Origin of the sequence: Nonomuraea aridisoli, from assembly GCF_003236395.1 — a bacterium.
Taxonomy (GTDB): Bacteria; Actinomycetota; Actinomycetes; order Streptosporangiales; family Streptosporangiaceae; genus Nonomuraea; species Nonomuraea aridisoli.
Window position 1 is genome coordinate 1 of the sequence record NZ_POUD01000136.1, and the last position, 23,106, is coordinate 23,106.

Sequence of the window (23,106 nt, forward strand, 5' to 3'; positions counted from 1 at the left end):
GCGCGGGAGGGCGTCGTGGGGGCTCTCGTGGCGCTGCCCGCGATGGTGTTGCAGCTGGCGGTGTTCGTGCTGCTGTCGAAGGTGACGGTCGGGCTGCTCGGCGTGGCGCTCGGGTCCCGGATCGGGGCGATCGGCGCCGGGGTGCTCAACGGGGTGATCCTCGCCTTCCTCGGGCAGAGCTGGGTCTTCGCGGTGGCCTTCGGGCAGGGCGGGCAGATCCCCGCGTTCGTGCGTTATCTGCCGTCGGGGTGGGGGCTGCTCGCGGTCCAGGGCGACCATCTGGCGCTGGTGGCGATGGCGGTGCTGGTCGTGCTGCTGCTGGCGGCGTGGGCGGCGCTGCTGACCCGGCGTACGGGCAGGAGCCGGCCCTCGACGCGGGGGCGCAGGCCGATGCGGGCGGACACGGCGCGGCAGGCGGTGGTCGCCAAGGAGCTGCGCACGTGGACCCGTGACCTGGTGCGCAACCACCAGCTGACGTTCGCGCTGGCCTACGGGGTGTTCTTCGCCGGCACGCCGCTCCTTTTGGGCATCCCCGACATGTTGCCGCTGGCCGGACCGGTGTTCATCGCGATGGCGGCGGCCATGACGGCCAACTCCTACGGCACCGACGGCACCGCCCACTGGCTCACGCTGATGACGCCCGGCGCCTCCGACGTGCGGGGGCGGCAGCTGGCGTGGCTGGTGACGGTCGGGCCGGTCGGAGTGGTGGTCACGGTGGCGTTCACGATGGTCACCGGTGGGCCCTGGCCGCTGGTCCTGGCGGTGACTCCGGCGCTGCTCGGCGGGGGCGCCGGCTTGGTGCTGCTGGTCTCGGTGTACGGCCTCGTGCCGGGCATCGACCCGCGCAACCGGGGCGGCAACCCGCTGCGCACCAGCGAGGACGACGGCACGCAGACCGGGATGGCGTACCTCATGCTGCTTCTGGTGGCCTGCGCGGCGGCCCCGGCCATGGCGGCGGCGCTGCTGTTCGGCTGGTGGGGCGTGCCGGTCGGGCTGGTGACCGGCGTGCTCTGGTACTGGGGGTTCGGCCTGCTGGCGGAGCGGCGGCTGACGGCGCAGGGGCCGGAGCTGCTGCAGCTGATGCGTACGGGCCGGCGCCCGGACGACCGCCCGTCCGCGTTCACGATGCCGAAGATGTCGAAGCCGCGGCAGGCCCTCGTGACGGTCTGCGTCTCGCTCGGCGCGATCCCGCTGATCCCGCAGGGCGTCGTCGCGATGGTGATGACGGCCCAAGGGCAGCTCCGGCACTCGTGGTTCCTGGCGACGTACATGCCCCCGGGGCTGCGCTGGCCCACGGCCGTCGGGATGATGCTCATCGGCCTGGCCATGTACGTCACCGGCTTCCGGATCTGGCACCAGGCGAAGAAGGCCGAAGAAGCCTGATAAGAAGATCACATGGGCCCCGTGAAGCGCTTACGCCAGGATCTCGTCACCGGCAAGAACCTCGAGATCTACGTGACGGCGCTGATCGCGCTGGCGGTCGGCGTGCTGGGCGTGTTCGACGCGGTGGACGAGAAGGTCGTGGGGGCCGCGACCCTCGCCACGCTGGCGCTGGTGGCGGTGAACGCGCTCGGCCCGCGCCACCAGGTGGCCGACCTGGAGACGCGGGTCGCCGAGCTGAGCCGGCAGCTCGAGAGGAGCCTCGCGGGAGGCGACTTCCTCAGCCAGGACCGTGAGAGCCTGAGCGGGCGGGTGGGCCGCGCCGGCGACATCCGCTTCGCGGGCGTGACGCTGAGCCGGACGGTCCGCCGCTACGCCGACGACCTGCGCCAGGCCCTGGAGCACGGCGCGTCGGTCAAGGTGCTGGTGATCGACCCGGTGGGCGCGCCGCCGGAGGAGGCGGCGCGCAGGAGCACGATCCCCGACCAGCGCGACGTCTTCGCGAGCCGCGTGCGCTCCACCCTTTACGTGCTGCGCGACCTGCACTCCCACGACGGGCTGGAGGTGCGGCTGCTGCCGCTCGTGCCCGCGTTCGGGCTGCTGATGCTGGATCCGGGCGACGACGACGGCATCGTCTACGTGGAGCTCGGCACGCACCACTCGCCAGGCAACGACCCGGCCTTCACGCTCAGCCCGCGCCGCGACCACGCGTGGTGCCGCCATTTCACCGCCGAGTTCGACCGGTTGTGGGAGGTCTCACGCGAGGTGACGGACGCCGACTGGCACCCGGCCGCGCGGACCTGACGCTGCCGTGCACGGCCGCGTCCCTTGTATACGGTTAAATCCCCTTATGAGTGGTATCACGCTGGGCGCGGCCCACCAGACCTTGCGCGACGAGGTCACCGCGGAGCTCCGCCGCCGCATCCTCACCGGCGAGCTGCGCCAGGGCGAGCGCCTGGTGGAGGACAGGCTGGCCGCCGCGCTCGGCGTCTCGCGCAACCCCGTGCGCGAGTCCATCCGGGTGCTCGCCGCCGAGGGCTTCGTCCAGGCCGTCCCCCGCCTCGGCGCAACGGTCGCCGTGCTGTCGCAGGAGGAGGCCGAGGAGCTCTTCGACGTACGCATGGCGGTCGAGGGCCTGGCCGCGCGGCTGGCCGCCCGCAAGCGCGGCGCCGCCTCGGCCGAGCGGCTGCACAGGGTGCTGGAGCAGGCCAGGGAGGCGGTGGCCGAAGGACGGCTGGATCAGGTCGCCGATCTCAACACCGCGTTCCATCTGGGCGTCGGGGAGGCGGCCGGGAACTCGTACCTGACGCTCATGATGAAGCCGATGTTGCAGCGCGCGCAGTGGATCTTCAGCAGGACCGCCGCCGCGCGCGCCCCGCACTCCTGGACCGAGCACCTCAGCCTGTACGAGGCCATCGCCGCGGGCGACGAGGACGACGCGCAGGCACGGGCGGTGGCGCACGTCGCCGCGGCGCGGAGGTCGTTCCTCGCGGAGACGGCCGGCACGGACGGCTAGCGAAACACCCGAACGATTGGAAAACGCTCAGATAACAACATAGGGCTATGAAACACCAGTGAAATGTCAGGTCTTGTATACAGTCTCCTAAACCCTTCAATGGAGGCCACATGAGACCGTCCCCCAGGCTCGTCGCGGTTCTCGCCACACTCCCCCTCGCCCTGACGGCGTGCGGCGGAGGAAGTTCGAGCACCACGCCCACGGCCCCACCCTCCATAGCCGACGCCTCGGCCGACAACCGGCCGGTCAAGGCCGGCGGAACGCTCAACGTCGCGCTCAACGCAGACCCCGACGCCCTGGACCCGAGCAGCTCCACCACGCTGGTGGGCCGCGAGGTGTTCGCGAACATGTGCGAGAAGCTCTATGACATCGACGCGTCCTCGACGCTCGTCCCCCAGCTGGCCGCCGCCATGCCGGAGTTGTCCGACGACGGCAAGGAGGTGACGATCAAGCTGCGTGAGGGGCTGAAGTTCAACGACGGCACGCCCCTCGACGCCGAGGCGGTCAAGAAGTCGCTCGACCGGCACCGCACGTGGGAGAAGTCGGCGCGCCAGGCCGACCTCGCCGCCATCTCCGAGGTCACGGTCGTCGACCCGTCGACCGTGCGGCTCACCCTGACGCAGGCGTTCACACCGCTCACCGCGCAGCTCGCCGACCGCGCCGGCATGATCATGTCGCCGAAGGCCCTGGACGCCGAAGGCGACAACTTCGGCGCGAACCCGGTGTGCGTGGGGCCGTTCAAGTTCGCCAGCCGCACCTCCGGCAGCCAGATCGTGCTGGACAAGGCGGCCGACTACTACGACGCCGCCAAGGTCAAGCTCGACAAGCTCGTATACAAAATCATCGTCGACCCGAACGTCCGCGCCGCGAACCTGAAGTCCGGCGACGTGCAGGTGGCCGACCAGCTCGCCACGAACACCGTCAAGGGCGTGCAGGACGACCCCAACCTGACCGTCGTCTCCGGCGGTGGCCTCGGCTACTACGGCATGCAGATCAACATCGGCAACGTCAGCGGCTCCACCGAGAAGCCGGGCGAGGTCGACACGGCGCTGGGCAAGAGCCCGGAGCTGCGTGAGGCGTTCGAGCTGGCGCTCGACCGCGACGTGATCAACAAGACCGTCTACAACGGCCTGCACGAGGCCGACTGCTTCCCGGTGCCGCTGGACAGCCCGTACCGGCCGAAGGACCTGCAGTGCCCCAAGCGTGACCTGGCCAAGGCCAAGCAGCTCGTCCAGGCCTCCGGCGTGCCGACGCCGATCAAGGTCACGCTGACCTCCCCGAACGACGCCACCAACGTCCGCCTGGCGCAGGTCATCCAGCAGATGACCAAGGAGGCCGGCTTCGAGGTGAGCGTGCAGACGGCCGAGTTCGTCACCACGCTGGAAGCGGGCCGGGCGGGCGACTTCGACGTCATGCTGCTCGGCTGGTCGGGCCGCGTCGACCCGGACGGCAACCTGACGAACATCGTCACCACCGGCGGCAGCAACAACTACGGCGGCATGTCCGACCCGGGGGTGGACGACCCGATCAAGCAGGCCGCCGCCGAGACGGACGTCGCCAAGCGGACCGAGCTCTACGGCGCCGCCATGAAGCGGATCCAGGAGCTGCGCAGCGTCGTCTACCTGTACCACAACAAGTACTACCTGGGCATGAGCAAGAACGTGGCCGGCGTCCAGTACTTCAAGGACGGCCTCCCGCGCTTCGTGACCGCCGGGTTCACCGCCTGATGCTCTGGTTCATCCTTCGGCGTTGCGGGTCGGCGGTCATCGTGCTGTTCCTGGCCAGCATCCTGATCTTCCTGGGGATCAGGGCGCTGCCGGGCGACCCGGCCACCGTCATGGCGGGCGACGAGGCGTCGCCCGCCGTGGTGGCCGCCATCCGGCAGGAGTTCGGCCTGGACAAGCCGCTGCCCGCCCAGTACCTCGACTACGTCACGCAGACCGTCACCGGCAACTTCGGCCGTTCCACCCAGGACCAGCTGCCGGTGATCGACATCATCGCCGAGCGGCTCCCGGTGACGCTGGAGCTGTCGGCCCTCGCCATGCTCGTCGCGATCGTCATCGGTGTGGGCGCGGGCATCGTGGCGGCGATCCGCCGCGGCAAGGCCGCCGACTACGTGGCCACCGGTTTCGGCCTGGCCGGGCTCTCGGTGCCGCACTTCTGGCTGGGGCTGCTCGGCATCCTGCTGTTCGCGGTGACCTGGCGGGTGCTGCCCGCCTCCGGGTACGTCCCGTTCACCGAGGACCCGGCGCAGAACCTGCAGCGCATGATCCTGCCCGCCCTCGTGCTCGGCACCGGCTTCGCGGCGATCCTCATGCGGCAGACCCGCTCGGCCATGCTGGGCGCGCTGTCGGCCGACTACGTCCGCACCGCCCGGTCCAAGGGCCTGTCGGAGGCCAAGGTCGTCGGCGCGCACGCGCTGCGCAACAGCCTGACGACCGTGGTGACCGTGCTCGGGCTCCAGCTCGGCGCGCTGATCAGCGGCGCCGTGGTGACCGAGCAGATCTTCGTCATCCCGGGCTTCGGCAAGCTGACCGTGGACGCGGTCCTGACCAGGAACTATCCGGTCATCCAGGCGGTCGTGCTGGTCACGGTGATCGGGTACGTGCTGGTCAACCTGCTGGTCGACATCGCCTACGCCTTCCTCAACCCGCGGATCAGGCTCTCGGGGGCCCGCCATGACTGACACGCTCGCCGTACCGCTGCGGCGCGCCAGGATGTGGCGGCGCTTCCGGCGGCGCCCGATGCCGATGACCGGGCTCGTGCTGGTCATCGGGTTCATCCTGCTGGCGCTGGTCGGCCCGCTGGTCACCGGCGACCCGGCGGCGCAGGACTACCTCGCCACGCTCGCTCCCCCGTCGGCCGCCCACCCGATGGGCACCGACGACCTCGGCCGCGACGCCTTCGCCCGCATCGCGCACGGCGCGCAGGTCTCGCTCCAGGCCGGGGTGCTCTCCACGGCCCTGGCCATGGCCGTGGGCATCCCGATCGGGCTGGTCGCCGGGTTCTACCGGCGCTGGCTGGACCCGATCGTGATGCGCCTGGTGGACGTGACGCTGGCGTTCCCGTTCCTGGTGTTCGCGGTCGGCCTGGCGGCGATCATCGGGCCGTCGCTCAAGGGCGTGGTGCTGGCGCTCGGCTTCTCGCAGCTGCCCGCCGTCATCCGGATCACCCGCGGCGAGGTGCTGGCGATCAGGGAGATGGACTACGTGGCCGCCGCGGTCGCCGACGGCGCCGGCGACGGTCACATCATCTTCCGGTACGTGCTCCCCAACTGCGCGAGCCCCCTCATCGTGCAGGCCACGGTCGCGATCCCGGCGGCGATCATCGGCGAGGCGACGCTGTCGTTCCTGGGCCTCGGCGTGCAGCCGCCGACGCCGTCGTGGGGCGTGATGCTGACGACCGCGCAGCAGTACCTCGGCGACGCGCCCTGGCTGGCCATCTGGCCCGGCGTGATGATCGCGCTGGCCACGCTCGGCTTCAACCTGCTCGGAGACGGGCTGCGTGACGTACTGGACCCGAGGAGCGGCCCATGAGCCTGCTGGAGATCACCGACCTGAGCGTCGGCTTCGCCACCGAGGACGGCCTCGTGCAGGCGGTCAGGGACATCTCGCTGACCCTGGACGAGGGCGAGATCCTGGCGCTGTGCGGCGAGTCGGGCTGCGGCAAGTCGGTCACCGCGATGTCGGTGCCCCGGCTGCTGCCGCCCGACACGACCCGGCTGTCGGGCTCGGTGACGCTGGACGGCCGCGAGCTGACCACGCTGCCGGAAGCCGAGATGCGGCGGGTCCGCGGCAAGTCCGTCTCGGTCGTCTTCCAGGAGCCGATGACCTCGCTGAACCCGTCGTTCACCGTCGGCTACCAGATCACCGAGGTGCTGCGCCGGCACGAGAGCCTGTCACGGCAGGCGGCCGGCAGGCGGGCCGTCGAGCTGCTGGAGCTGGTGGGCATCCCCGCCCCCCAGCGGCGCATGAAGGAGTACCCGCACCAGCTGTCCGGCGGCATGCGGCAGCGCGTGATGATCGCCATCGCCGTCGCCTGCGAGCCGCGGGTGCTCATCGCCGACGAGCCCACCACGGCGCTCGACGTGACGATCCAGGCGGGCGTGCTGGACGTCTTCCGCGACCTGCGCGACCGGCTGGGCACCGCGATCATCCTCATCACGCACGACCTCGGCGTGGTGGCCGACATCGCCGACCGCGCCGTCGTCATGTACGCCGGCCGCGCCGTCGAGCAGGCCCCGGTGACCGAGCTGTTCGCCCACCCGCGGCACCCGTACACGCTGGGGCTGATGAAGGCGCTGCCGTCGGCGGCCGTGAACGGGCGGCTGGCGGAGATCCCCGGCATGGTGCCCTCGCCGCTGTCCGACCCCGACGAGTGCGCGTTCCACGACCGCTGCCCGCGCGTCCAGGCGGACTGCCGGTTGTCCCGGCCGCCGCTCGTCCGCCAGGGCGAGGACCACCTGGCGGCCTGCTTCCACCCCGGAGGTCAGTCGTGATCCTGCGCATCGACAACCTGGTCAAGCACTACGGTGCCGTACGGGCCGTGGACGGCCTGTCGCTGGAGATCGGCGAGGGCGAGGTGCTCGGCCTGGTCGGCGAGTCGGGCAGCGGCAAGTCGACGGTCGGCAAGTGCGTGCTGCGCCTGACCGAGCCCACCGCCGGCACGATCGAGCTGAACGGCCGCGACATCACCCACCTGTCGCGCCGGGCCATGCGCCCGCTGCGGCGCGACGTCCACATGGTCTTCCAGGACCCCTACTCCTCGCTCAACCCCCGCTTCACGATCGAGCGGATCATCGGCGAACCGCTGCTGCGGCACAAGGTCGCCGACCGCCGCGAGACCTCCCGGCGGGTGGCCGAGATGCTGGAGAAGGTGGGGCTGCGCCAGGAGATGCGCTCGCGCTTCCCGCACGAGTTGTCCGGCGGGCAGCGGCAGCGGGTGGGCCTGGCCAGGGCGCTCATCCTGGAGCCCAAGCTGGTCGTGGCGGACGAGCCGGTGTCGGCGCTGGACGTGTCGGTGCAGGCGTCGGTGCTCAACCTCATCACCGACCTGCAGCGGGACATGGGGTTCTCGTGCCTGTTCATCACCCATGACCTGTCGGTCGTGGAGTTCCTGGCCGACCGGATCGCCGTCATGTACCTCGGCAAGCTCGTCGAGTCGGGGCCGACGAAGGAGATCTTCGCCCGGCCGCGGCACCCGTACACGCAGGCGCTGCTGTCGGCCGCGCCCGTGGCCGACCCGGTCAGGCAGCGCCAACGCCGCCGGATCGTGCTCGGCGGCGACGTGCCGAGCCCCGTGGACCCGCCCGCCGGGTGCCGGTTCCACACCCGCTGCCCGCTGGCGTACGACGAGTGCCGTACCGTCGAGCCGGCCCTGAAAGACCCACGTGGCAACGGCCATCCGGCCGCCTGCCACCTGGTAACGGCGGACCGCGTCCCCGACGCGGCCGCGACGCGATAGAAGGAGAGAACTTGTTCACCACCAGGCCCGAGCTGTCGGGCGACTTCGGCATGGTCGCGAGCACGCACTGGCTGGCCTCGGCCACCGGCATGGGCGTGCTGGAGCGCGGCGGCAACGCCTTCGACGCGGCGGTCGCCGCGGGCTTCGTGCTGCAGGTCGCCGAGCCGCACCTGAACGGTCCCGGCGGCGAGGTGCCGATCCTGTTGTGGAGCGAGGCCGAGCAGAAGGTGTCGGTCGTGTCCGGGCAGGGCGTGGCCCCGTCCGCGGCCACCATCGAGCGTTTCACCGAGCTCGGCCTCGACCTCGTTCCCGGCACCGGGCTGCTGGCCGCGACCGTTCCGGGGGCGTTCGGCGGCTGGATGCTCATGCTGGAGCGGTGGGGCACCTGGTCGCTGGCCGACGTGCTGGCGCCCGCGATCCACTACGCCGAGCACGGCGTGCCGGTGCTGGAGCGCGTCTCCACCACGATCGAGTCGGTCAAGGCCCTGTTCACCGACGCATGGACGACCTCCGCGGCCACCTGGCTGCCCGGCGGGAACGTCCCGGCGGCGGGCACGAAGCTGGCCAACCCCGTGCTGGCGGCCACGTACCGGCGGCTGGTCGCCGAGGCAGAGGCGGCCTCCAGCACCCGCGAGGGCCAGCTGGAAGCCGCCAGGAAGGCCTGGTACGAGGGCTTCGTCGCCGAGGCGATCGCCGACTTCTGCGCCAAGACCGCCTGGCTCGACAGCTCCGGCGAGGCGCACGGCGGCCTGCTCACCGCCGACGACCTGGCGGCCTGGAGGCCGGCGGTCGAGGAGCCGCTGACCTTCGACTACCGCGGCCACACCGTGTGCAAGACGGGCCCGTGGGGCCAGGGGCCGGTGTTCCTGCAGCAGCTCGCCCTGCTGGAGGGCTTCGACCTCGACGCGATGGGCCACCTCGGCGCCGACTGGATCCACACGGTCACCGAGGCCGCCAAGCTGGCCTTCGCCGACCGCGAGGCCTGGTACGGCGACACCGACGTGCCCATGGCCGACCTGCTGAGCAAGGAGTACAACGCCGAGCGGCGGCGGCTGATCGGCGCCCAGGCCAGTCTGGAACTGCGTCCCGGCGCGCCCGGCGGGCGCACGCCCCGGCTGCCCGTCTACCCCGACCCGAGCACGATCCCGGGCGCGCCCGGCCTGTCGGGGGCGCGCGCCCCGCAGGGCGTCGGCGAGCCCACCGTGGGCCGGGTGGACACCGGCGAGCAGGTGATCTCCGCCGACGGCACGGTCAAGGGCGACACCTGCCACGTCGACGTCGTCGACCGCTTCGGCAACATGGTCTCCGCCACCCCCAGCGGCGGCTGGCTGCAGAGCTCCCCCACCATCCCCGAACTGGGCTTCTGCCTCGGCACGCGGGCGCAGATGTTCTGGCTGCAGGAGGGCCTGCCCGCGTCCCTGCGCCCCGGCGCGCGCCCGCGCACCACGCTGTCGCCGTCGTTCGCGCTGCGGGACGGCAAGCCGTGGCTGGCGTTCGGCACGCCAGGCGGCGACCAGCAGGACCAGTGGAGCGTGAACTTCTTCCTCGCGGTCGTGCACGGCAAGGCGAACCTGCAGGCGTCCATCGACGCCGCCATGTTCCACACCGAGCACTTCCCCAGCTCGTTCTACCCGCGCGCCTCCCGTCCCGGTGTGCTGCACGTCGAGGACCGCGTGGACGCGGGCGTCGTCGCGGAGCTGCGCCGGCGCGGGCACGAGGTCGAGGTCGCCGACTCGTGGTCGCTCGGCCGGCTCAGCGCGGTGGCCCGTGACGGCGACCTGCTCAAGGCCGCCGCCAACCCGCGTGGCGCTCAGGGCTACGCCGTCGGCCGATGACGGCGGTCGACCTTGTCTTCCTAGTAGGGGCCGGTCTGCTGGCCGGGGCGGTGAACGCCCTGGCCGGCGGCGGCACGCTCATCTCCTTCCCGGCGCTGCTCGCGCTGGGCTACCCGAGCCTGACCGCCTCCGTGACGAACGCGGTGGCGCTCTGGCCGGGATATCTCGGGGGCGTGCTCGGCTATCGGGCCGAGCTGCGCGGCCAGCGGCGGCGGGCGATCGCGCTCTCGCTGACGGCCGTGCTGGGGGCGTGCGCGGGCAGCTCGTTGCTGCTGCTCACGCCCAGCGTGCTGTTCGAGTCGCTGGTGCCGTGGCTGGTGGGCTTCGCCAGTCTCACGCTGCTGGCGCAGCCGTGGTTGCGCCGCCTGTTCGGCGGCGAGTCCGGCGGCCCCGTGAACCGGCTGGTGTACGCGGGCGTGTTCGCCGGCGGCCTCTACGGGGCCTACTTCAACGGCGGCATGGGGGTGGTCCTGCTGACCGTGCTCGGCCTGTTCCTGAGCGACACCCTGCACCGCGTCAACGCCGTGCGGGCGGCGCTCGCGCTGGTGATCAGCTCGGTGTCGGTCGTGGCGTTCTCGTTGTTCGGCAGCGTGCGCTGGCAGGCCGTGGCGATCGTCGCCCCGGCCAGCCTGGCGGGCGGCTTCCTCGGCACCCGCCTGGCCCGTCTCATGTCGCCGAAGGTGCTGCGCGGCGTCGTCGTCGCGTTCGGCCTCGGCGTCTCGCTGGCCCTCGCCCTGCACTGAACGTCAGGCGACGGTGGCCTCGATGAGGTCGTCCACCACCTCGGCGAGGTCGTTGTCCCTGGCGTAGGCCCGGCGCTGGCGCACCGCGCCCGACCCCTCGCGCAGCAGCCGCTCGAGCCCCTCCTGGATGTAGGTGAGGTCGCCCGCCTCCGACAGCGCCGGCCGTACGTGCTCCAGGAGGCGGCCGGCCATCACCGCGGCCGGCACGAGCGTCCCGTCGCGCAGGTCGAGGCTGTCGCCCCGGAGGCCGTCGCGGGCGGCCCGCCAGTAGGCCGCCCGCACCACCTCGGACGGGACGGGCAGCCCCCGGTCGCCGCGCGCGACCGCCCGCAGCGCCGTCATCACCAGCGCCCGGGTGAGCCCGATGAGGATGAGGCTGTCGGCCACGTCGAGCGGCACGTCGGCCACCCTGATCTCCACCGTCGGCAGGCTGGGCGACGGGCGGGAGTCCCAGTAGACGCTCTTGGGGTCGAGCAGCACGCCCGACTCCGCCAGCGACCGTAACGCCAGCTCGTACGTCTCGTACGACGGGAAGTACGGCGGCGCGCCGGAGACCGGCCAGCGCCCCCAGCTCATCACCCGCCACGACGCGTAGCCGGTGTCGCGGCCGGCGAAGAACGGCGAGTTGGCGGCCAGGGCGATCAGGGTCGGCAACCACGGCCGCAGATGGTTGCCGACGTAGACGGCCTGCTCCGGGTCGGGCACGTCGACGTGCACGTGCAGGGCGCAGATCGTGAGCTCGTCCTGCAGCCCGCGGTAGAGCACCCGGCCCCGCAGGTAGCGGTCGTCGTCGGTGAGCGGCGGCGGCATGACGTCGCCCAGGACGGGCATGCCGCAGGCGACGACGGCCAGCCCGCACGACCGGGCCGCGCCCGACACCTCCTTGCGCACGGCCCGCAGCTGCGAGCCCAGTTCGCTCAGGTCGGCGGAGGGCGGCGTACGGGCCTCCACCTGGAATCTGGTGATCTCATGGACCACGTCCAACATGCCCGTCGCCGCCGCCAGCACGTCGGCCGCCCGTGGGGCCACGTGGCGAGTGCGGGGATCGACGACGAGGTATTCCTCCTCGATCCCGATGAGCGGAACCATGCCCACCTCGCAGGGGAGTCCTCTTCGTACGGAGGTTTGTGCCCGTGCGGCGTGGCGGGGGAACCTGGTCAGGCGGTGAGGTCCACGGGCCCGTAGACGGCGTGCGCGGCCCGGGTGACCATGGCCCAGTAGCGGTCGCCGTAGGACCAGTGCCACCACTCGGTCGGGTAGTTGACCAGGCCGGCGGGCTCCAGGGCGGCGGCGAGGAGCTTGCGGTGGGCGCGGGCGTCGTCGGAGATGTCGGGGGCGGCGGTGTAGCAGGCGCCGCCGCTCTGCTCCGGGTTGTCGTTGACCTGCGTGCCCATGTCGTACTCGACGCCGTCGGGCGAGCAGAGCGTCAGGTCGACGGCGGCGCCCGCGGTGTGCGGGGCGACCTCGACCGGGGAGACGTAGCGGCTGGCCGCGACGTGGGAGTCCTCCTCCGACATCTCGGGGAAGGCGGCGAGCAGCTCCGCGCGGTATCCCTCGAAGATGCGCCGCTGCGTGGCGATCGGGCGGTAGCCCTCGACGATCAGCAGGTGGTAGCCGCTGGGCAGCAGGCTCTCGGCGTGCTCCAGCCGGCGCAGCAGACCGGCCCGCAGGTGCGCGTACGCCCCGGCGTCGTCGGCCATCCGCGTGTCCACGCGCAACCGGCCGCGCACGTCCTCCAGGGGCTCGCCGCACTCCTGCACCGGGATCGAGGTCACACGGGAGTCGGAGATGAGCACGACATCGTTCGGGGAGTGCCACATGGGCAAGAATTCTCACACAGTGTCGGAGAAGACCTGCTCCCGGGCCTGCTCCAACGCCGCCACCAGAGCCCCGCGCAGCACGGGGTCGCCGCCGACCCTGGTCGTGACCACGGCGGGGCTGCTCGGGCAGACCCGGGCCACGGCCTGCTGCACCTTCGCCGCCAGCCGCTCGCCGCCCGCCCGGCCGACGTCGCCGCTGAGCACGATGAGCCCGGGGTCGAGCACCACGGTCACCGCCGCCGCGCCCACGGCCAGCCGCGCCGCCACCTCGTCCAGGTACGCCTCGTCGCCGTCCCGCACCAGGTCGGGCACGCCGTCGCCGGTCATGCCGTGCCGCTCGGCCAGGCCCCGCAGCGCGGCGGGCCCCACCAGGCGCTGGAACGAGCCCGACTGCGGCTCCGACACGTCGGTCGGCAGCGGCTCCCCGGGGACGGGCAGCCAGCCGATCTCGCCCGCGCCGCCGGAGATGCCGCGGTGCAGCCTGCCGCCCAGCATGACGCCGAGACCCTGGCCGACGCCCGCCCACAACACCGCGAAGTCGTCGTATCCGACGGCGGCGCCGTACGCGTGCTCGGCGAGGGCGACGAGGTTGACGTCGTTCTCGATCGTCACGGGGACGCCGAGGGTCTCGCGCAGGCTGGCCAGCACGCCGACGTGCCAGGACGGCAGGTCGTACGACCAGCGCACGTCGCCGGTCGCCGGGTCGACCACGCCCCGCGTGCCGATGACGAACGCGCGCAGGCGTGACAGGCTGACGTTCGCCGTGTCGCAGGCCCGCCGCACCGCGTCGTGCACGGCGCCGACGGGGTCGCTCACGTCGGAGGGGTTGACGGTGATCTCGACCACGGTCCTGCCGGTGATGTCGGCCACGCCGACGCGTAGGCTGTCGGGCAGCACCTCGAGCCCGGCGACGTACGCGCTGGAGGGGACGACCGCGTAGAGCGCGGCGTGGGGCCCCCGGCCGCCCGCCCGTTCCCCCGCGACCTCGACCAGCCCCCGCTCCTCGAGGCGCGCGAGGAGCTGACCCGCGGTCACCTTCGACAGCCCGGTCCGCTCGCCGAGCTCGGCCCGGGTGAGGGGGCCGTCCCCGAGCAGCAGCTCCAGCGCCGCGCGATCGTTCAGCCGGCGGAGCAGCCGGGGGATTCCCGGGTCTCGACTCATCAGCACACCCTTCTCGTCACGATCGGCTAACGAGCGTTTTTTTTAAGAAAGTTTCTTGTTAGTTTAGCAGGCATCGTTCGGCATTGACGATCAGCCTGGTGCGGACCGTAGGCCAGCACCCGGGAAGGGAGAACCCTGTGAGGATCGCGAAGATCACAGCCACTGCGGTCGCCACGGCCACGCTGGCCTTGGGCCTGGCCGCCTGTGGGTCGAGTGAAGCACCCCCCACGTCCTCACCCGCCGCCGCCGGCGGCCCCAAGTTCGCCGGCAAGACCCTGACGTTGTGGCGCCTGGGAGACAGCAACCCCGACGCCAAGAAGTACACCGACGAGCTGGTCGCCGAGTTCCAGAAGCAGACCGGCGCCACGGTGAAGGTCGAGTGGATCCCGTGGCCGCAGGTGAACGACAAGTTCACCGCCGCCGCGGCGGGCGGCGCGGGCCCCGACGTGACCGAGATCGGCAACGACCAGGTGCCGCTCTGGCAGAGCCAGGAGGCCCTGGAGCCGGTGACCGACATCGTCTCCTCCGGCGACCAGGCCCAGATCCCGAAGAACCTCATGGGGCTGGAGACCATCGACGGCGAGACGTACGCCATCCCGTGGGGCGGCGGCAGCCGCGCGGTGCTCTACCGCGCCGACTGGTTCAAGGAGCTCGGCATCGAGGTCCCCAAGACGTGGGACGAGCTCGTGGCCGCGGCCAAGAAGATCCAGGAGGAGAAGGGCTCCGACGTCGACGGCTTCGCCTTCAACGGCGGCTCCGACGCCAACCACCTCCTCGGCGCGCTCGCCTGGACCGCCGGCGGCGAGTACGCCGTCAAGGAGGGCGACCGGTGGGTCGGCAAGCTCACCGAGCCGGGCTTCAAGGAGGGCTTCGCCCAGTACACGAGCCTGGTCACCGACGGCCTGTCCAGCAAGTCGCGGCTCAGCCAGAACACCACCGAGATCCGTACGCGCTTCTCCAACGGCAAGGTCGGCATGTACCTCACCGCCGCGTGGGACCTGGCCAGCATCGAGGAGGAGAGCAACGGCGAGCTGAAGGGCGACAAGCTGGCCTTCTTCCCGCTGCCGGCCAAGGGCGGCGGCGAGGCGCAGTCGTTCCTCGGCGGCAACGACATCGCCGTCTGGGCCCTGGCCAAGGAGATGGACGCGGCCAAGGAGTTCGTGAAGCTGGCCACCAACAAGGAGTGGGGCGTCCGGTACGCCACCGAGGGCGGCCTCCTGCCGGTCTACTCCGACGCCCTGTCGGCGCTGGCCAGTGACCCGGTGCAGGCGCCGTTCGCCGCCGCGTTCGCCAAGGCCAAGGCCTTCCCCGCCGACCCGCAGTGGACCGAGGCCAACGAGACCAAGGCCGTGCTGCAGAACGCCGCGCGCCAGGTCATCGAGGGCGACGCGACCGCGGACGAGGCACTGGCCGCGGCCAACAAGGAACTCGAAGACATCCTCAACGCGTCCTGAAGCCCGATGACGAAGACGTCAACGCTCCCCCGGGGTGAACGGAGCTCCGCCACCCCGGGGCGGCGCCGCGCGCATCCCGCGAGGAAGGCCAGCGGGCTGCCCGTCTGGTCCATCCCCTACGTCCTGCTGATCCCGGGCCTGGTGGTCATCGCCGCCCTGCTGCTGTACCCGCTGGTCCAGATGGTGACCATCTCGTTCCAGAAGGTGGGGCTGCTCCAGATCTCCGGCCGCCGGCCCGCCGAATGGCTCGGCTGGGAGAACTACGCCAGCATCTTCGACAACGACATCTTCTGGTCCTCGCTCCGCAACACGGTGGTCTTCGCCGTGGTCGCGGTGCCGCTGACGCTGATTCTCGGCACCGCCGTGGGCGTGCTGCTGCACCGGCTGGGCAGCAAGATGTCGCTGTTCGTGATCATCGGCATCATGTTCGCCTGGGCCGTCCCGCCGGTGGCGCAGGGCGTGATCTGGCGCTGGTTGTTCGACGCCGAGGCCGGCATCATCAACTGGGCGCTCAACCTGCTGCCCGACTCGCTCTCCAGCGCCCTGTTCGGCCGGGCCGACTGGACCGGCGAGCCCTGGCTCAACGACACCTGGTCCATCTACATGGTGCTGACCATCTGCGTCGTCTGGGCCGGCTTCCCGTTCATCGCGGTCTCCGTGCTGGCCGGCCTCAAGGGCATCCCCGCCGAGCTGTACGAGGCCGCCCGGGTCGACGGCTCGACCCCGTGGCGGACGTTCAGGAAGATCACCTTCCCGCTGCTCAAGCCGGTGTTCGCGGTGCTGACCGTGCTGTCGATCATCTGGGACTTCAAGGTCTTCTCCCAGCTGTACGTGCTGGCCGGCACCACCAACCGGGACGCGTACAACCTGTCGATGTACGCGGTGACCGAGGCGTTCAAGGCCCCGCAGAAGATGGGCTCGGGCGCGGCCATCGCCGTCGTGCTGACCGTCATCCTGCTCATCGTCACCGCCGCCTACATCCGCCAGATGTTCAAGCAGGAGGAGCTGTGATGAGCCCGCTGGCCCGCAGGCGGCTGACCAAGGCCGCGCTCAACACGACGGGTGTGCTGGTCTTCCTGGTCGCGACCTTCCCCGTCTACTGGATGGTCTCCACGGCCTTCAAGACGAACGACCAGATCTTCACCACCGACTTCATCCCGTTCCCCACCCAGTTCACCTTCGAGCACCTCTCGCGCGTGCTCACCGAAGGGGTGGCCGGGCACTCGATCTGGCTCTACCTGCGCAACAGCGCCATCGTGGCGCTCGGCACGGTGCTGATCGGCGCGGTCTTCGCGCTGCTGTCGGCCACGGCGGTGGCCCGGTTCCGGTTCAAGGGCCGCGTGCCCTTCCTGGCGCTGCTGCTGGTCGTGCAGATGATCCCGGCCGAGGCGCTGGTCATCCCGCTGTTCCTGAGCGTGCGCCGGCTCGGCCTCTACGACCAGCTGCTCGGCCTGATCGTGACGCAGGTGGCGCTGACGCTGCCGTTCGGCATCTGGATGTTGCGCACGTTCGTCGCGGCCGTGCCGAAGTCGCTGGAGGAGGCGGCCTGGATCGACGGCGCCAGCCGTTTCACCACCTTCTGGAAGGTGCTCTTCCCGCTGGTCGCGCCGGGGCTGGTGGCCACCAGCATCTTCTCGTTCATCACCGCGTGGAACGAGCTGATCATGTCGCTCTACCTGATCAGCGATCCCACGAAGTACACCATGCCCGTCGCCCTGCAGTACTTCTTCGGGCAGAAGGGCACCGACTGGGGCGCCATCATGGCCAGCTCCACGATGATGACCCTCCCGGTCGTCATCTTCTTCCTGTTCGTCCAACGCCGCATGGTCTCCGGCCTGGTCGCCGGGGCCGTGAAGGGCTGACCCCCGGCCATGCCGGACAACCGATGAGGAGCCATGAGTCAGAGTGATCGGGGGCTGCGCCGCCTGGCGGCCGGCACACTGCTCGTTTCCTTCCAGGGCACCACGGCGCCCGCATGGGTGCTGCGCGAGCTGGAGCAGGGCCTGGGGGGTGTCACGCTCTTCGGCTGGAACGTGGCGGACCCCGGCCAGGTGCTGGAGCTGACCACCGCGCTGCGGGGAGCCGGTGAGCCCGTCATCTCGCTGGACGAGGAGGGCGGCGACGTGACCCGGCTGGCCTACCACGCCGGGAGCCCGTACCCGGGGAACGCGGCGCTGGGGGCCGTGGACGACGTCGACCTCACCCGCCGGATCTACCGGGCGATCGCCTCGCAGCTGGTCGCCTGCGGCGTCAACCTCGACATGGCGCCGAGCGCAGACGTCAACACCGAGGCCGACAACCCGGTCATCGGCACCCGGTCGTTCGGCGCCGACGCCGGCCTGGTGGCCCGCCACACGGTCGCGGCCGTCGAGGGCCTGCAGTCGCTGAACGTGGCCGCCTGCGTCAAGCACTTCCCCGGCCACGGCGCCACCCGCGTCGACTCCCACCTCGCCATCCCCGTCGTGGACGTCGGCCTGGACGTGCTGCGCGACCGCGAGCTGGCGCCGTTCCGCGCGGCGATCGCGGCGGGGGCCAGGTCGGTGATGACCGCGCACGTGGCGGTGCCGGCGCTGACGGGCGAGACGCCCGCCACGTTGTCCGGCGCCGCGCTGACCGGCCTCCTGCGGGGCGAGCTCGGCTACGACGGCGTGGTCGTCACCGACGCCCTCGACATGCACGCGATCACCAAGAGCGTGGGCCTGGCCGGCGGCGCCGTACGGACTCTCGCGGCCGGATCCGACCTGCTGTGCCTGGGCCCGGTGCCGGGCTACGACGACGTCCTGGCGATCATCGCCGAGATCGTCGCGGCGGTGGGCGACGGGCGGCTGCCCGCCGAGCGGCTGGAGGAGGCCGCCGCGCGGGTGGCGGCGCTGCGGGAGTGGTTCGCCGCGCCACGGCCCGCCGCAGGCGAGCCCGGCACCGTCGGCCTGGACGCCGCCCGCCGCGCCGTACGGCTCACCGGGGCGGTCGAGCCCCTCGTCGAGCCGCTGGTGATCGAGGTGGACACCCCGCCGACGATCGCCGTGGGCGACGTGCCCTGGGGCGTGGGGCCGTGGCTGCCCGAGGCGGAGATCGTCCGGGTCGCGCCCGCGGCCGCGGACGTGCCGGGGCTGCTCGCCAAGGCCGTGAACCGGTCGCTGGTCGTGGTCGTCAAGGACGCGCACCGCCATCAGGCCGCCCGTGAGATGGTCGCGGCGCTGGTCGCCGAACGCCCCGACACGACGGTGATCGAGATGGGCCTGCCCGTCTGGCGTCCCGCCGGCGCCGCCTACATCGCCACGTACGGCGCCGCCCGCCCCAACGCCCAAGCCGCCGTCGAACTCCTCACCACCTGAGGACCCGCCACCGTCGAACCGACCTGAGGGCCCTAGGAGGCGAGCAGTTCCTCGCGGGCCTGTTCCAGGGCGGCCAGCACGGCGCCGCGCAACACCGGGTTGCGGTCGGTCACCGTCGTGGTGACCACCTGGGGGCGGACCGGGCAGATGCGGGCCACCGCCTCCTCCACCCGGGACGTCAGCGCGGCGCCGCCCGCGTGCCCCACCTCACCGGCCAGCACCACCAGCCCCGGGTCGAGGATCACGCACACCGCCGCCACCCCGAGCGCCAGCCGCTGCGCGATCTCGTCGAGCAGCGGCTCACCCTCGGCCCCGGCGGCCATGGCCACCTCGACGCACTCCCCGGCGCTGCCCGCCGCGAACCCGTGTGCCCGGGCCAGCTCGGTCACCGCCTCGGCGCTGACCAGCGACTGCAGGCCGCCCGCCAGCGACGGCAGCCGTCCGGGCGAGGTGCGGATGTCCTCCGGCAGCGGCACGCCCGGCACCGGCAGGTAGCCGATCTCGCCCGCGCTGCCCGACCGCCCTCGGTGGAGCCTGCCGCCGAGCATGACGGCCAGGCCCAGCCCCCGGCTGGCCCACAGCAGCACGAAGTCGTCGACGCCCTTGGCGGCCCCATCGGCGTGCTCGGCGATGGCGGCCAGGTTGACGTCGTTCTCGATCGTCACCTCCCGCCGCAGCTGCCCCGCCAGCGCCTCGTGGACGCCTTCGTGCCAGCCGGGCAGGTCGAAGGAGAACCGGATGTCGCCACTGCGCGGATCGACCACCCCAGGCGTGCCGATCACCACGCCGCGCAGCTTGGAGAGGCCGACCCTGGCGCTGCGGCAGGCCTTGACGATGGCGCCGTGCACGACCGAGACCAGGTCGCCGTCGCCGTCGGGCTCGACCGACACCTCGCCGATCGTGTGGCCGTGGATGTCGGCGACCACCGCCGAGACCAGGCCGGGCCCGACCTCCAGCCCCGCGACGTACGCGCTGGACGGGATCACCGAGTAGAGGGCCGCGTTCGGCCCGCGCCCGCCGGCCTGGGCGCCGACCACCTCGACCAGGCCGCGCTCCTCCAGCCGGGCGAGCGTCTGCGAGGCCGTGACCTTGGACAGGCCCGTCAGGTCGCCGATCTGCCCCCGCGTCATCGGCCCGGTGGCCAGCAACAGCTCCAGCGCGGCCCGGTCGTTGATCTCCCTGAGCAATCTGGGCACACCAGGGCGTCGCTCCACGCTGTATCCCACCGTCACATCGAAAAGGTTGTTGGAAGTTTAGCGCTCCGGCACTTGCGCGCCGCTGCGAGCGGACAAGAGGATGCCTGACGCGGACGGTTGATCCTGCAGGAGGGCGCCGCCGCGACGCGTACGGAATGTGAATCTCCTGCATGTTCTGGCGGCCTCGCGGCTAACCAGTGTTGACCAGGAGGGATAATCAAGAACATGCGCCTATCCGCTCGTGTCGACTACGCCCTCCGCGCCGCCGCCGAACTCGCCGCGGCCGGCGCCGGCCCGACCACCGTGGGCGAGCTCGCCAAAGAGCAGGACATGCCCCCCAAATACCTGGAGAACATCCTGCTGCAGATGCGCCGCGCCGGCCTCGTCCGCGGTCAGCGCGGCCCCGAGGGCGGTTATGTGCTGGCCAGGCCCGCGTCCGACATCTCGCTGGCCGACGTGATCAGGGCCGTGGACGGCCCGCTGGCCAACGTCCGGGGCGAGCGTCCCGAACACGTCGGCTACCGCGGGCCGGCGGAGTCGCTGCAGCAGGTGTGGATCGCGCTGCGCGCCACCGAGCGCTCGATCCTCGAAGAGGTCACGCTGGAGCACGTCTCGTCGGGCTCCCTTCCCGACCGCATCCGCCAACTCGCCGCCGACCCCGCCGCCTGGGACTGACGACCACAGCCGGACCTGAGCATCGTCACCCGCACCCTCGGCGGGGGCGAGCTGGGGGCCTCGCCGCGGGAGAGGTGGACCGCGTCGCCGCGGCGATGGCGAGCCGTGGCGCGATCCCGGTCAGCGGCGGCAGGATGAGGCCGGCGGCGTCGAGCACGCCGATGATCCGGACGAGCGGCATCGGGACGCGGTCCACCCACCCCATCATCGGCAGCAGCCGTTCCTGACTCTGGACGGCCTTCCTGCCTCCCGCATACAGGTAGAAGACGGCCGGCAGCGCGGCAGGACGAGCACACCTGCATGATCCGTGGAGACGGCGGCCGGACGATCCTCGACCGGATCTGTGACAAGTGGACCCTGCTGGTCGTGGCGAGCCTCGATCAGCAGCGGCTCCGCTTCACCCACCTGCACCGGCAGATCCCCGGCATCTCCCAGCGCATGCTGACCCTGACGCTCCGGAACCTGGAACGCGACGGCCTCGTCTCCCGGACGGCGTACGCGGAGGTGCCTCCCGAGAGGCGAATACGCGCTCACCCACGGGGCGCAGTCTCATCCCTCCCGCGCCGGCCCTGGCGGGCTGGGCCATCGACCACATCGCGGACATCGAGGCCGGCAGAGCCGCCTACGAGACCCGCAACTACCTGAAGACCTCCGCCGCAACACCCCATCAGCAAGACCTGCCCTAGCGCACGAACAGGGTTCCTAGACTTGAGGGATGCCGGAAGGGGACGCCGTCTATCGCACCGCCGCACGCCTGAGAGGCGCGCTCGACGGCCGCGTCCTCACCCGATCGGACTTCCGCGTCCCCCGGCACGCCACCGCCGACCTCACCGGCCGCGCGGTCATCACCACGATCTCCCGCGGCAAACACCTGCTCACCCGCGTCGAGGGCGACCTCACCGTCCACACCCACCTGCGCATGGACGGGAGCTGGCGCATCACCCCCGCGGGCCGGCGCCCCGCCCCGGGCGACCAGGTGCGCCTGATCCTGGCCAACGTCGAATGGCAGGCGATCGGCGTCAAGCTGGGAATGGTGGATCTCGTCAGAACGGACGACGAGGCGCGTCTGGTAGGCCACCTGGGGCCCGATCTGCTCGGCCCGGACTGGGACCCGGAGGAGGCCGCGCGGAGGCTGCGAGCGGCGCCCGGCAGGACCATCGGGGAGGCGCTGCTCGATCAGCGCAACCTGGCGGGGATCGGCACGATCTATCGCGCCGAGACCCTCTTCCTGCGGGGGATCTCGCCGTGGCGGAAGGTCGAGGAGATCGACGATCTCGAAGGGCTCGTGTCGCTGGCCCAGCGGCTGCTGGCGGCCAACAAGGGGCACGCGGGCACAGTGACCACAGGCGATCGCCGACCGGCGAACCAGACCTGGGTCTATGGCAGGGCGGGGAGGCCCTGTCGCCGATGCGGCACCCGCATCAGCAGTGCGGAAATGGGGACGCGGCCACAGGAACGACTGATCCTGTGGTGTGCGGGCTGCCAGCCGCGTTAGGCAGCCACCATGTTCTTGACCTCAGGGAACACCGAATCGGACATCGGCCCAGGGACCGTCTCCGAAAGCAGGCGCTCGTGCTCGGGCACCTCGGCCAACACAGGGGCAGCCTGGAGCTCCGCCAGCGCGAACTGGTCGGACACCTCACGCAACACCTGCGACAGCGGCACTCCCAGCGCACCGCAAATGGACGCGAGCAGCTCCGAGGAGGCCTCCTTCTGGCCGCGCTCGACCTCGGACAGGTAGCCGAGCGAAACACGCGCCAGCGTGGACACCTCTCTCAGCGTGCGTCCCTGCCGCACCCGCAACCGCCTCAGCACGTCGCCGAGCAGCTGACGCAGCAGAATCATCTGTCGCTCCCTCCCCGGCGCGGATGTCTTCACCACGCCCCGCGCGATCGGTTCGTGCCGCACATTGGTCTTCTTCGCTTCGTACATACTCCTCGCCGTCATCGTGGGGCGACGCGGCCCCTGGACCGCCACTCGTGGCTCGTTGCGCGACTCATCAGGCCCGCCTGCCGGGCGCTCGGTGCTTGCAGATGGCTCACGGACCTCACTCACAGCTCCACCGTACCCGTATCCACCGACACCGCGTCAGACCGCGCATCGCATGTTCGCTCGGGACGTAACACGGTAATCATCCGGAATGTTCCCCTACGTTAGCCTTCAGCACGGTTGAAAGGAGATCGACTACCTCGTCCACCGTCTCTACCCTGATACGTTCGCGCGACCCGTCCAGTCTCAACTCGCGAGACCAGATCTTCCCTCCGGGCCCGGAAACGGCCGCGTACACGGTGCCGACGCGCTTACCGTCCTGCGGCTCGGGGCCGGCCACCCCGGTCACCGCCACCCCGTACGTCGCCTCGCACAGCCGTGCCGCCCCCGCGGCCATCGCCGCCGCCACCTCGGGATGCACCGCCCCCTCGGCGCGCAGCAACTCCCCCGGCACGCCCAGCACGTCACGCTTGACCTCGGTCGCGTACGAGATCACCCCGCCCCGGAACGCCTTGGACGCCCCCGCGACGGACGTGATC

At 71.6% G+C, this 23,106-nt stretch carries 23 protein-coding genes and 1 pseudogene; 17 read left to right on the top strand and 7 right to left on the bottom strand.

Features of this window, described 5'->3' with window-relative positions; all coding sequences use genetic code 11:
• The 10 genes and pseudogenes from C1J01_RS27830 to C1J01_RS27875 form a co-directional block, all read left to right on the top strand.
• A pseudogene (locus tag C1J01_RS27830) lies at nucleotides 1–1,383 on the top strand (hypothetical protein); the annotation flags it as partial.
• 12 nt (nucleotides 1,384–1,395) lie between these two features.
• Nucleotides 1,396–2,184 (top strand): hypothetical protein, encoded by a 789-nt coding sequence (locus C1J01_RS27835; protein WP_111181929.1) that lies wholly within the window; start codon nucleotides 1,396–1,398, stop codon nucleotides 2,182–2,184.
• 46 nt (nucleotides 2,185–2,230) lie between these two features.
• A complete protein-coding gene (locus tag C1J01_RS27840; protein WP_111181930.1) occupies nucleotides 2,231–2,896 on the top strand; it encodes a GntR family transcriptional regulator in 666 nt (221 codons plus the stop codon).
• 110 nt (nucleotides 2,897–3,006) lie between these two features.
• Complete coding sequence (locus tag C1J01_RS27845; protein ID WP_111181931.1) at nucleotides 3,007–4,623, top strand: ABC transporter substrate-binding protein; 1,617 nt, start codon at nucleotides 3,007–3,009, stop codon at nucleotides 4,621–4,623.
• Entirely contained in the window at nucleotides 4,623–5,582 is a 960-nt protein-coding gene (locus C1J01_RS27850; RefSeq protein ID WP_111181932.1) for an ABC transporter permease, read from the top strand. Before C1J01_RS27845 ends, C1J01_RS27850 begins: the two co-directional genes overlap by 1 nt.
• Nucleotides 5,575–6,432 carry an ABC transporter permease gene (locus C1J01_RS27855; protein ID WP_111181933.1) on the top strand — a complete coding sequence of 286 codons (858 nt, stop codon included), beginning with the start codon at nucleotides 5,575–5,577 and terminating at the stop codon, nucleotides 6,430–6,432. The genes C1J01_RS27850 and C1J01_RS27855 overlap by 8 nt, the downstream gene beginning before the upstream one ends.
• Nucleotides 6,429–7,394, top strand: a complete 966-nt coding sequence (locus tag C1J01_RS52440; RefSeq protein WP_111181934.1) for an ABC transporter ATP-binding protein — start codon at nucleotides 6,429–6,431, stop codon at nucleotides 7,392–7,394. Before C1J01_RS27855 ends, C1J01_RS52440 begins: the two co-directional genes overlap by 4 nt.
• Nucleotides 7,391–8,359 carry an ABC transporter ATP-binding protein gene (locus C1J01_RS52445; RefSeq protein ID WP_235854714.1) on the top strand — a complete coding sequence of 323 codons (969 nt, stop codon included), beginning with the start codon at nucleotides 7,391–7,393 and terminating at the stop codon, nucleotides 8,357–8,359. The genes C1J01_RS52440 and C1J01_RS52445 overlap by 4 nt, the downstream gene beginning before the upstream one ends.
• Nucleotides 8,360–8,409: 50 nt before the next feature.
• Nucleotides 8,410–10,194 (top strand): gamma-glutamyltransferase family protein, encoded by a 1,785-nt coding sequence (locus tag C1J01_RS27870; RefSeq protein WP_111181946.1) that lies wholly within the window; start codon nucleotides 8,410–8,412, stop codon nucleotides 10,192–10,194.
• Nucleotides 10,191–10,937: a sulfite exporter TauE/SafE family protein gene (locus tag C1J01_RS27875; RefSeq protein ID WP_111181935.1), complete on the top strand. Its 747-nt coding sequence runs from the start codon at nucleotides 10,191–10,193 to the stop codon at nucleotides 10,935–10,937. The genes C1J01_RS27870 and C1J01_RS27875 overlap by 4 nt, the downstream gene beginning before the upstream one ends.
• A 3-nt stretch (nucleotides 10,938–10,940) precedes the next feature.
• Here C1J01_RS27875 and C1J01_RS27880 read toward each other — a convergent pair whose 3' ends face one another.
• From C1J01_RS27880 to C1J01_RS27890, 3 genes are all read right to left on the bottom strand, one after another.
• A complete protein-coding gene (locus C1J01_RS27880) occupies nucleotides 10,941–12,026 on the bottom strand; it encodes a carboxylate-amine ligase (RefSeq protein WP_111181947.1) in 1,086 nt (361 codons plus the stop codon).
• 68 nt (nucleotides 12,027–12,094) lie between these two features.
• Nucleotides 12,095–12,757, bottom strand: coding sequence for a M15 family metallopeptidase (locus tag C1J01_RS27885; protein WP_111181936.1), 663 nt, complete (start codon nucleotides 12,755–12,757; stop codon nucleotides 12,095–12,097).
• Between the two features lie 12 nt (nucleotides 12,758–12,769).
• Complete coding sequence (locus C1J01_RS27890; RefSeq protein ID WP_111181948.1) at nucleotides 12,770–13,918, bottom strand: ROK family transcriptional regulator; 1,149 nt, start codon at nucleotides 13,916–13,918, stop codon at nucleotides 12,770–12,772.
• Nucleotides 13,919–14,055: 137 nt separating this feature from the next.
• On the opposite strand from C1J01_RS27890, the gene C1J01_RS27895 reads away from it, so the two are divergent.
• Genes C1J01_RS27895 through C1J01_RS27910 form a run of 4 tightly spaced genes read left to right on the top strand, consistent with a single transcriptional unit; the run spans nucleotide 14,056 to nucleotide 18,707 of the window.
• Nucleotides 14,056–15,372, top strand: coding sequence for an extracellular solute-binding protein (locus C1J01_RS27895; RefSeq protein ID WP_111181937.1), 1,317 nt, complete (start codon nucleotides 14,056–14,058; stop codon nucleotides 15,370–15,372).
• Between the two features lie 6 nt (nucleotides 15,373–15,378).
• Nucleotides 15,379–16,383: a carbohydrate ABC transporter permease gene (locus C1J01_RS27900; protein ID WP_111181938.1), complete on the top strand. Its 1,005-nt coding sequence runs from the start codon at nucleotides 15,379–15,381 to the stop codon at nucleotides 16,381–16,383.
• Nucleotides 16,383–17,234 carry a carbohydrate ABC transporter permease gene (locus C1J01_RS27905; protein WP_111181939.1) on the top strand — a complete coding sequence of 284 codons (852 nt, stop codon included), beginning with the start codon at nucleotides 16,383–16,385 and terminating at the stop codon, nucleotides 17,232–17,234. Before C1J01_RS27900 ends, C1J01_RS27905 begins: the two co-directional genes overlap by 1 nt.
• 33 nt (nucleotides 17,235–17,267) lie before the next feature.
• The gene (locus tag C1J01_RS27910; protein WP_111181940.1) at nucleotides 17,268–18,707 is read left to right on the top strand and encodes a glycoside hydrolase family 3 protein; all 1,440 of its coding nucleotides are present in this window, start codon (nucleotides 17,268–17,270) and stop codon (nucleotides 18,705–18,707) included.
• Nucleotides 18,708–18,739: 32 nt separating this feature from the next.
• On the opposite strand, the gene C1J01_RS27915 is transcribed toward C1J01_RS27910, so the two are convergent.
• A complete protein-coding gene (locus C1J01_RS27915; protein WP_111181949.1) occupies nucleotides 18,740–19,921 on the bottom strand; it encodes an ROK family transcriptional regulator in 1,182 nt (393 codons plus the stop codon).
• Between the two features lie 207 nt (nucleotides 19,922–20,128).
• Between C1J01_RS27915 and C1J01_RS27920 the strand changes: the two genes are divergently transcribed.
• Complete coding sequence (locus C1J01_RS27920; RefSeq protein ID WP_111181941.1) at nucleotides 20,129–20,578, top strand: RrF2 family transcriptional regulator; 450 nt, start codon at nucleotides 20,129–20,131, stop codon at nucleotides 20,576–20,578.
• A 25-nt stretch (nucleotides 20,579–20,603) separates the two neighbouring features.
• On the opposite strand, the gene C1J01_RS27925 is transcribed toward C1J01_RS27920, so the two are convergent.
• The gene (locus C1J01_RS27925; protein ID WP_111181942.1) at nucleotides 20,604–20,855 is read right to left on the bottom strand and encodes a DoxX family protein; all 252 of its coding nucleotides are present in this window, start codon (nucleotides 20,853–20,855) and stop codon (nucleotides 20,604–20,606) included.
• Between the two features lie 23 nt (nucleotides 20,856–20,878).
• On the opposite strand from C1J01_RS27925, the gene C1J01_RS53520 reads away from it, so the two are divergent.
• Together C1J01_RS53520 and C1J01_RS27935 are read left to right on the top strand one after the other, a co-directional pair.
• Nucleotides 20,879–21,223 carry a winged helix-turn-helix transcriptional regulator gene (locus C1J01_RS53520; RefSeq protein ID WP_181448998.1) on the top strand — a complete coding sequence of 115 codons (345 nt, stop codon included), beginning with the start codon at nucleotides 20,879–20,881 and terminating at the stop codon, nucleotides 21,221–21,223.
• A 70-nt stretch (nucleotides 21,224–21,293) separates the two neighbouring features.
• The gene (locus C1J01_RS27935; protein WP_111181943.1) at nucleotides 21,294–22,073 is read left to right on the top strand and encodes a DNA-formamidopyrimidine glycosylase family protein; all 780 of its coding nucleotides are present in this window, start codon (nucleotides 21,294–21,296) and stop codon (nucleotides 22,071–22,073) included.
• Here the strand turns inward: C1J01_RS27935 and C1J01_RS27940 are convergent.
• On the bottom strand, nucleotides 22,070–22,423 hold the full coding sequence (locus tag C1J01_RS27940) for a helix-turn-helix domain-containing protein (RefSeq protein ID WP_111181950.1): 354 nt from the start codon (nucleotides 22,421–22,423) through the stop codon (nucleotides 22,070–22,072). The genes C1J01_RS27935 and C1J01_RS27940 overlap by 4 nt on opposite strands.
• 286 nt (nucleotides 22,424–22,709) lie before the next feature.
• On the bottom strand, nucleotides 22,710–23,106 hold a 397-nt coding region (locus C1J01_RS27945; RefSeq protein WP_111181944.1), incomplete at its 5' end, for a CinA family protein.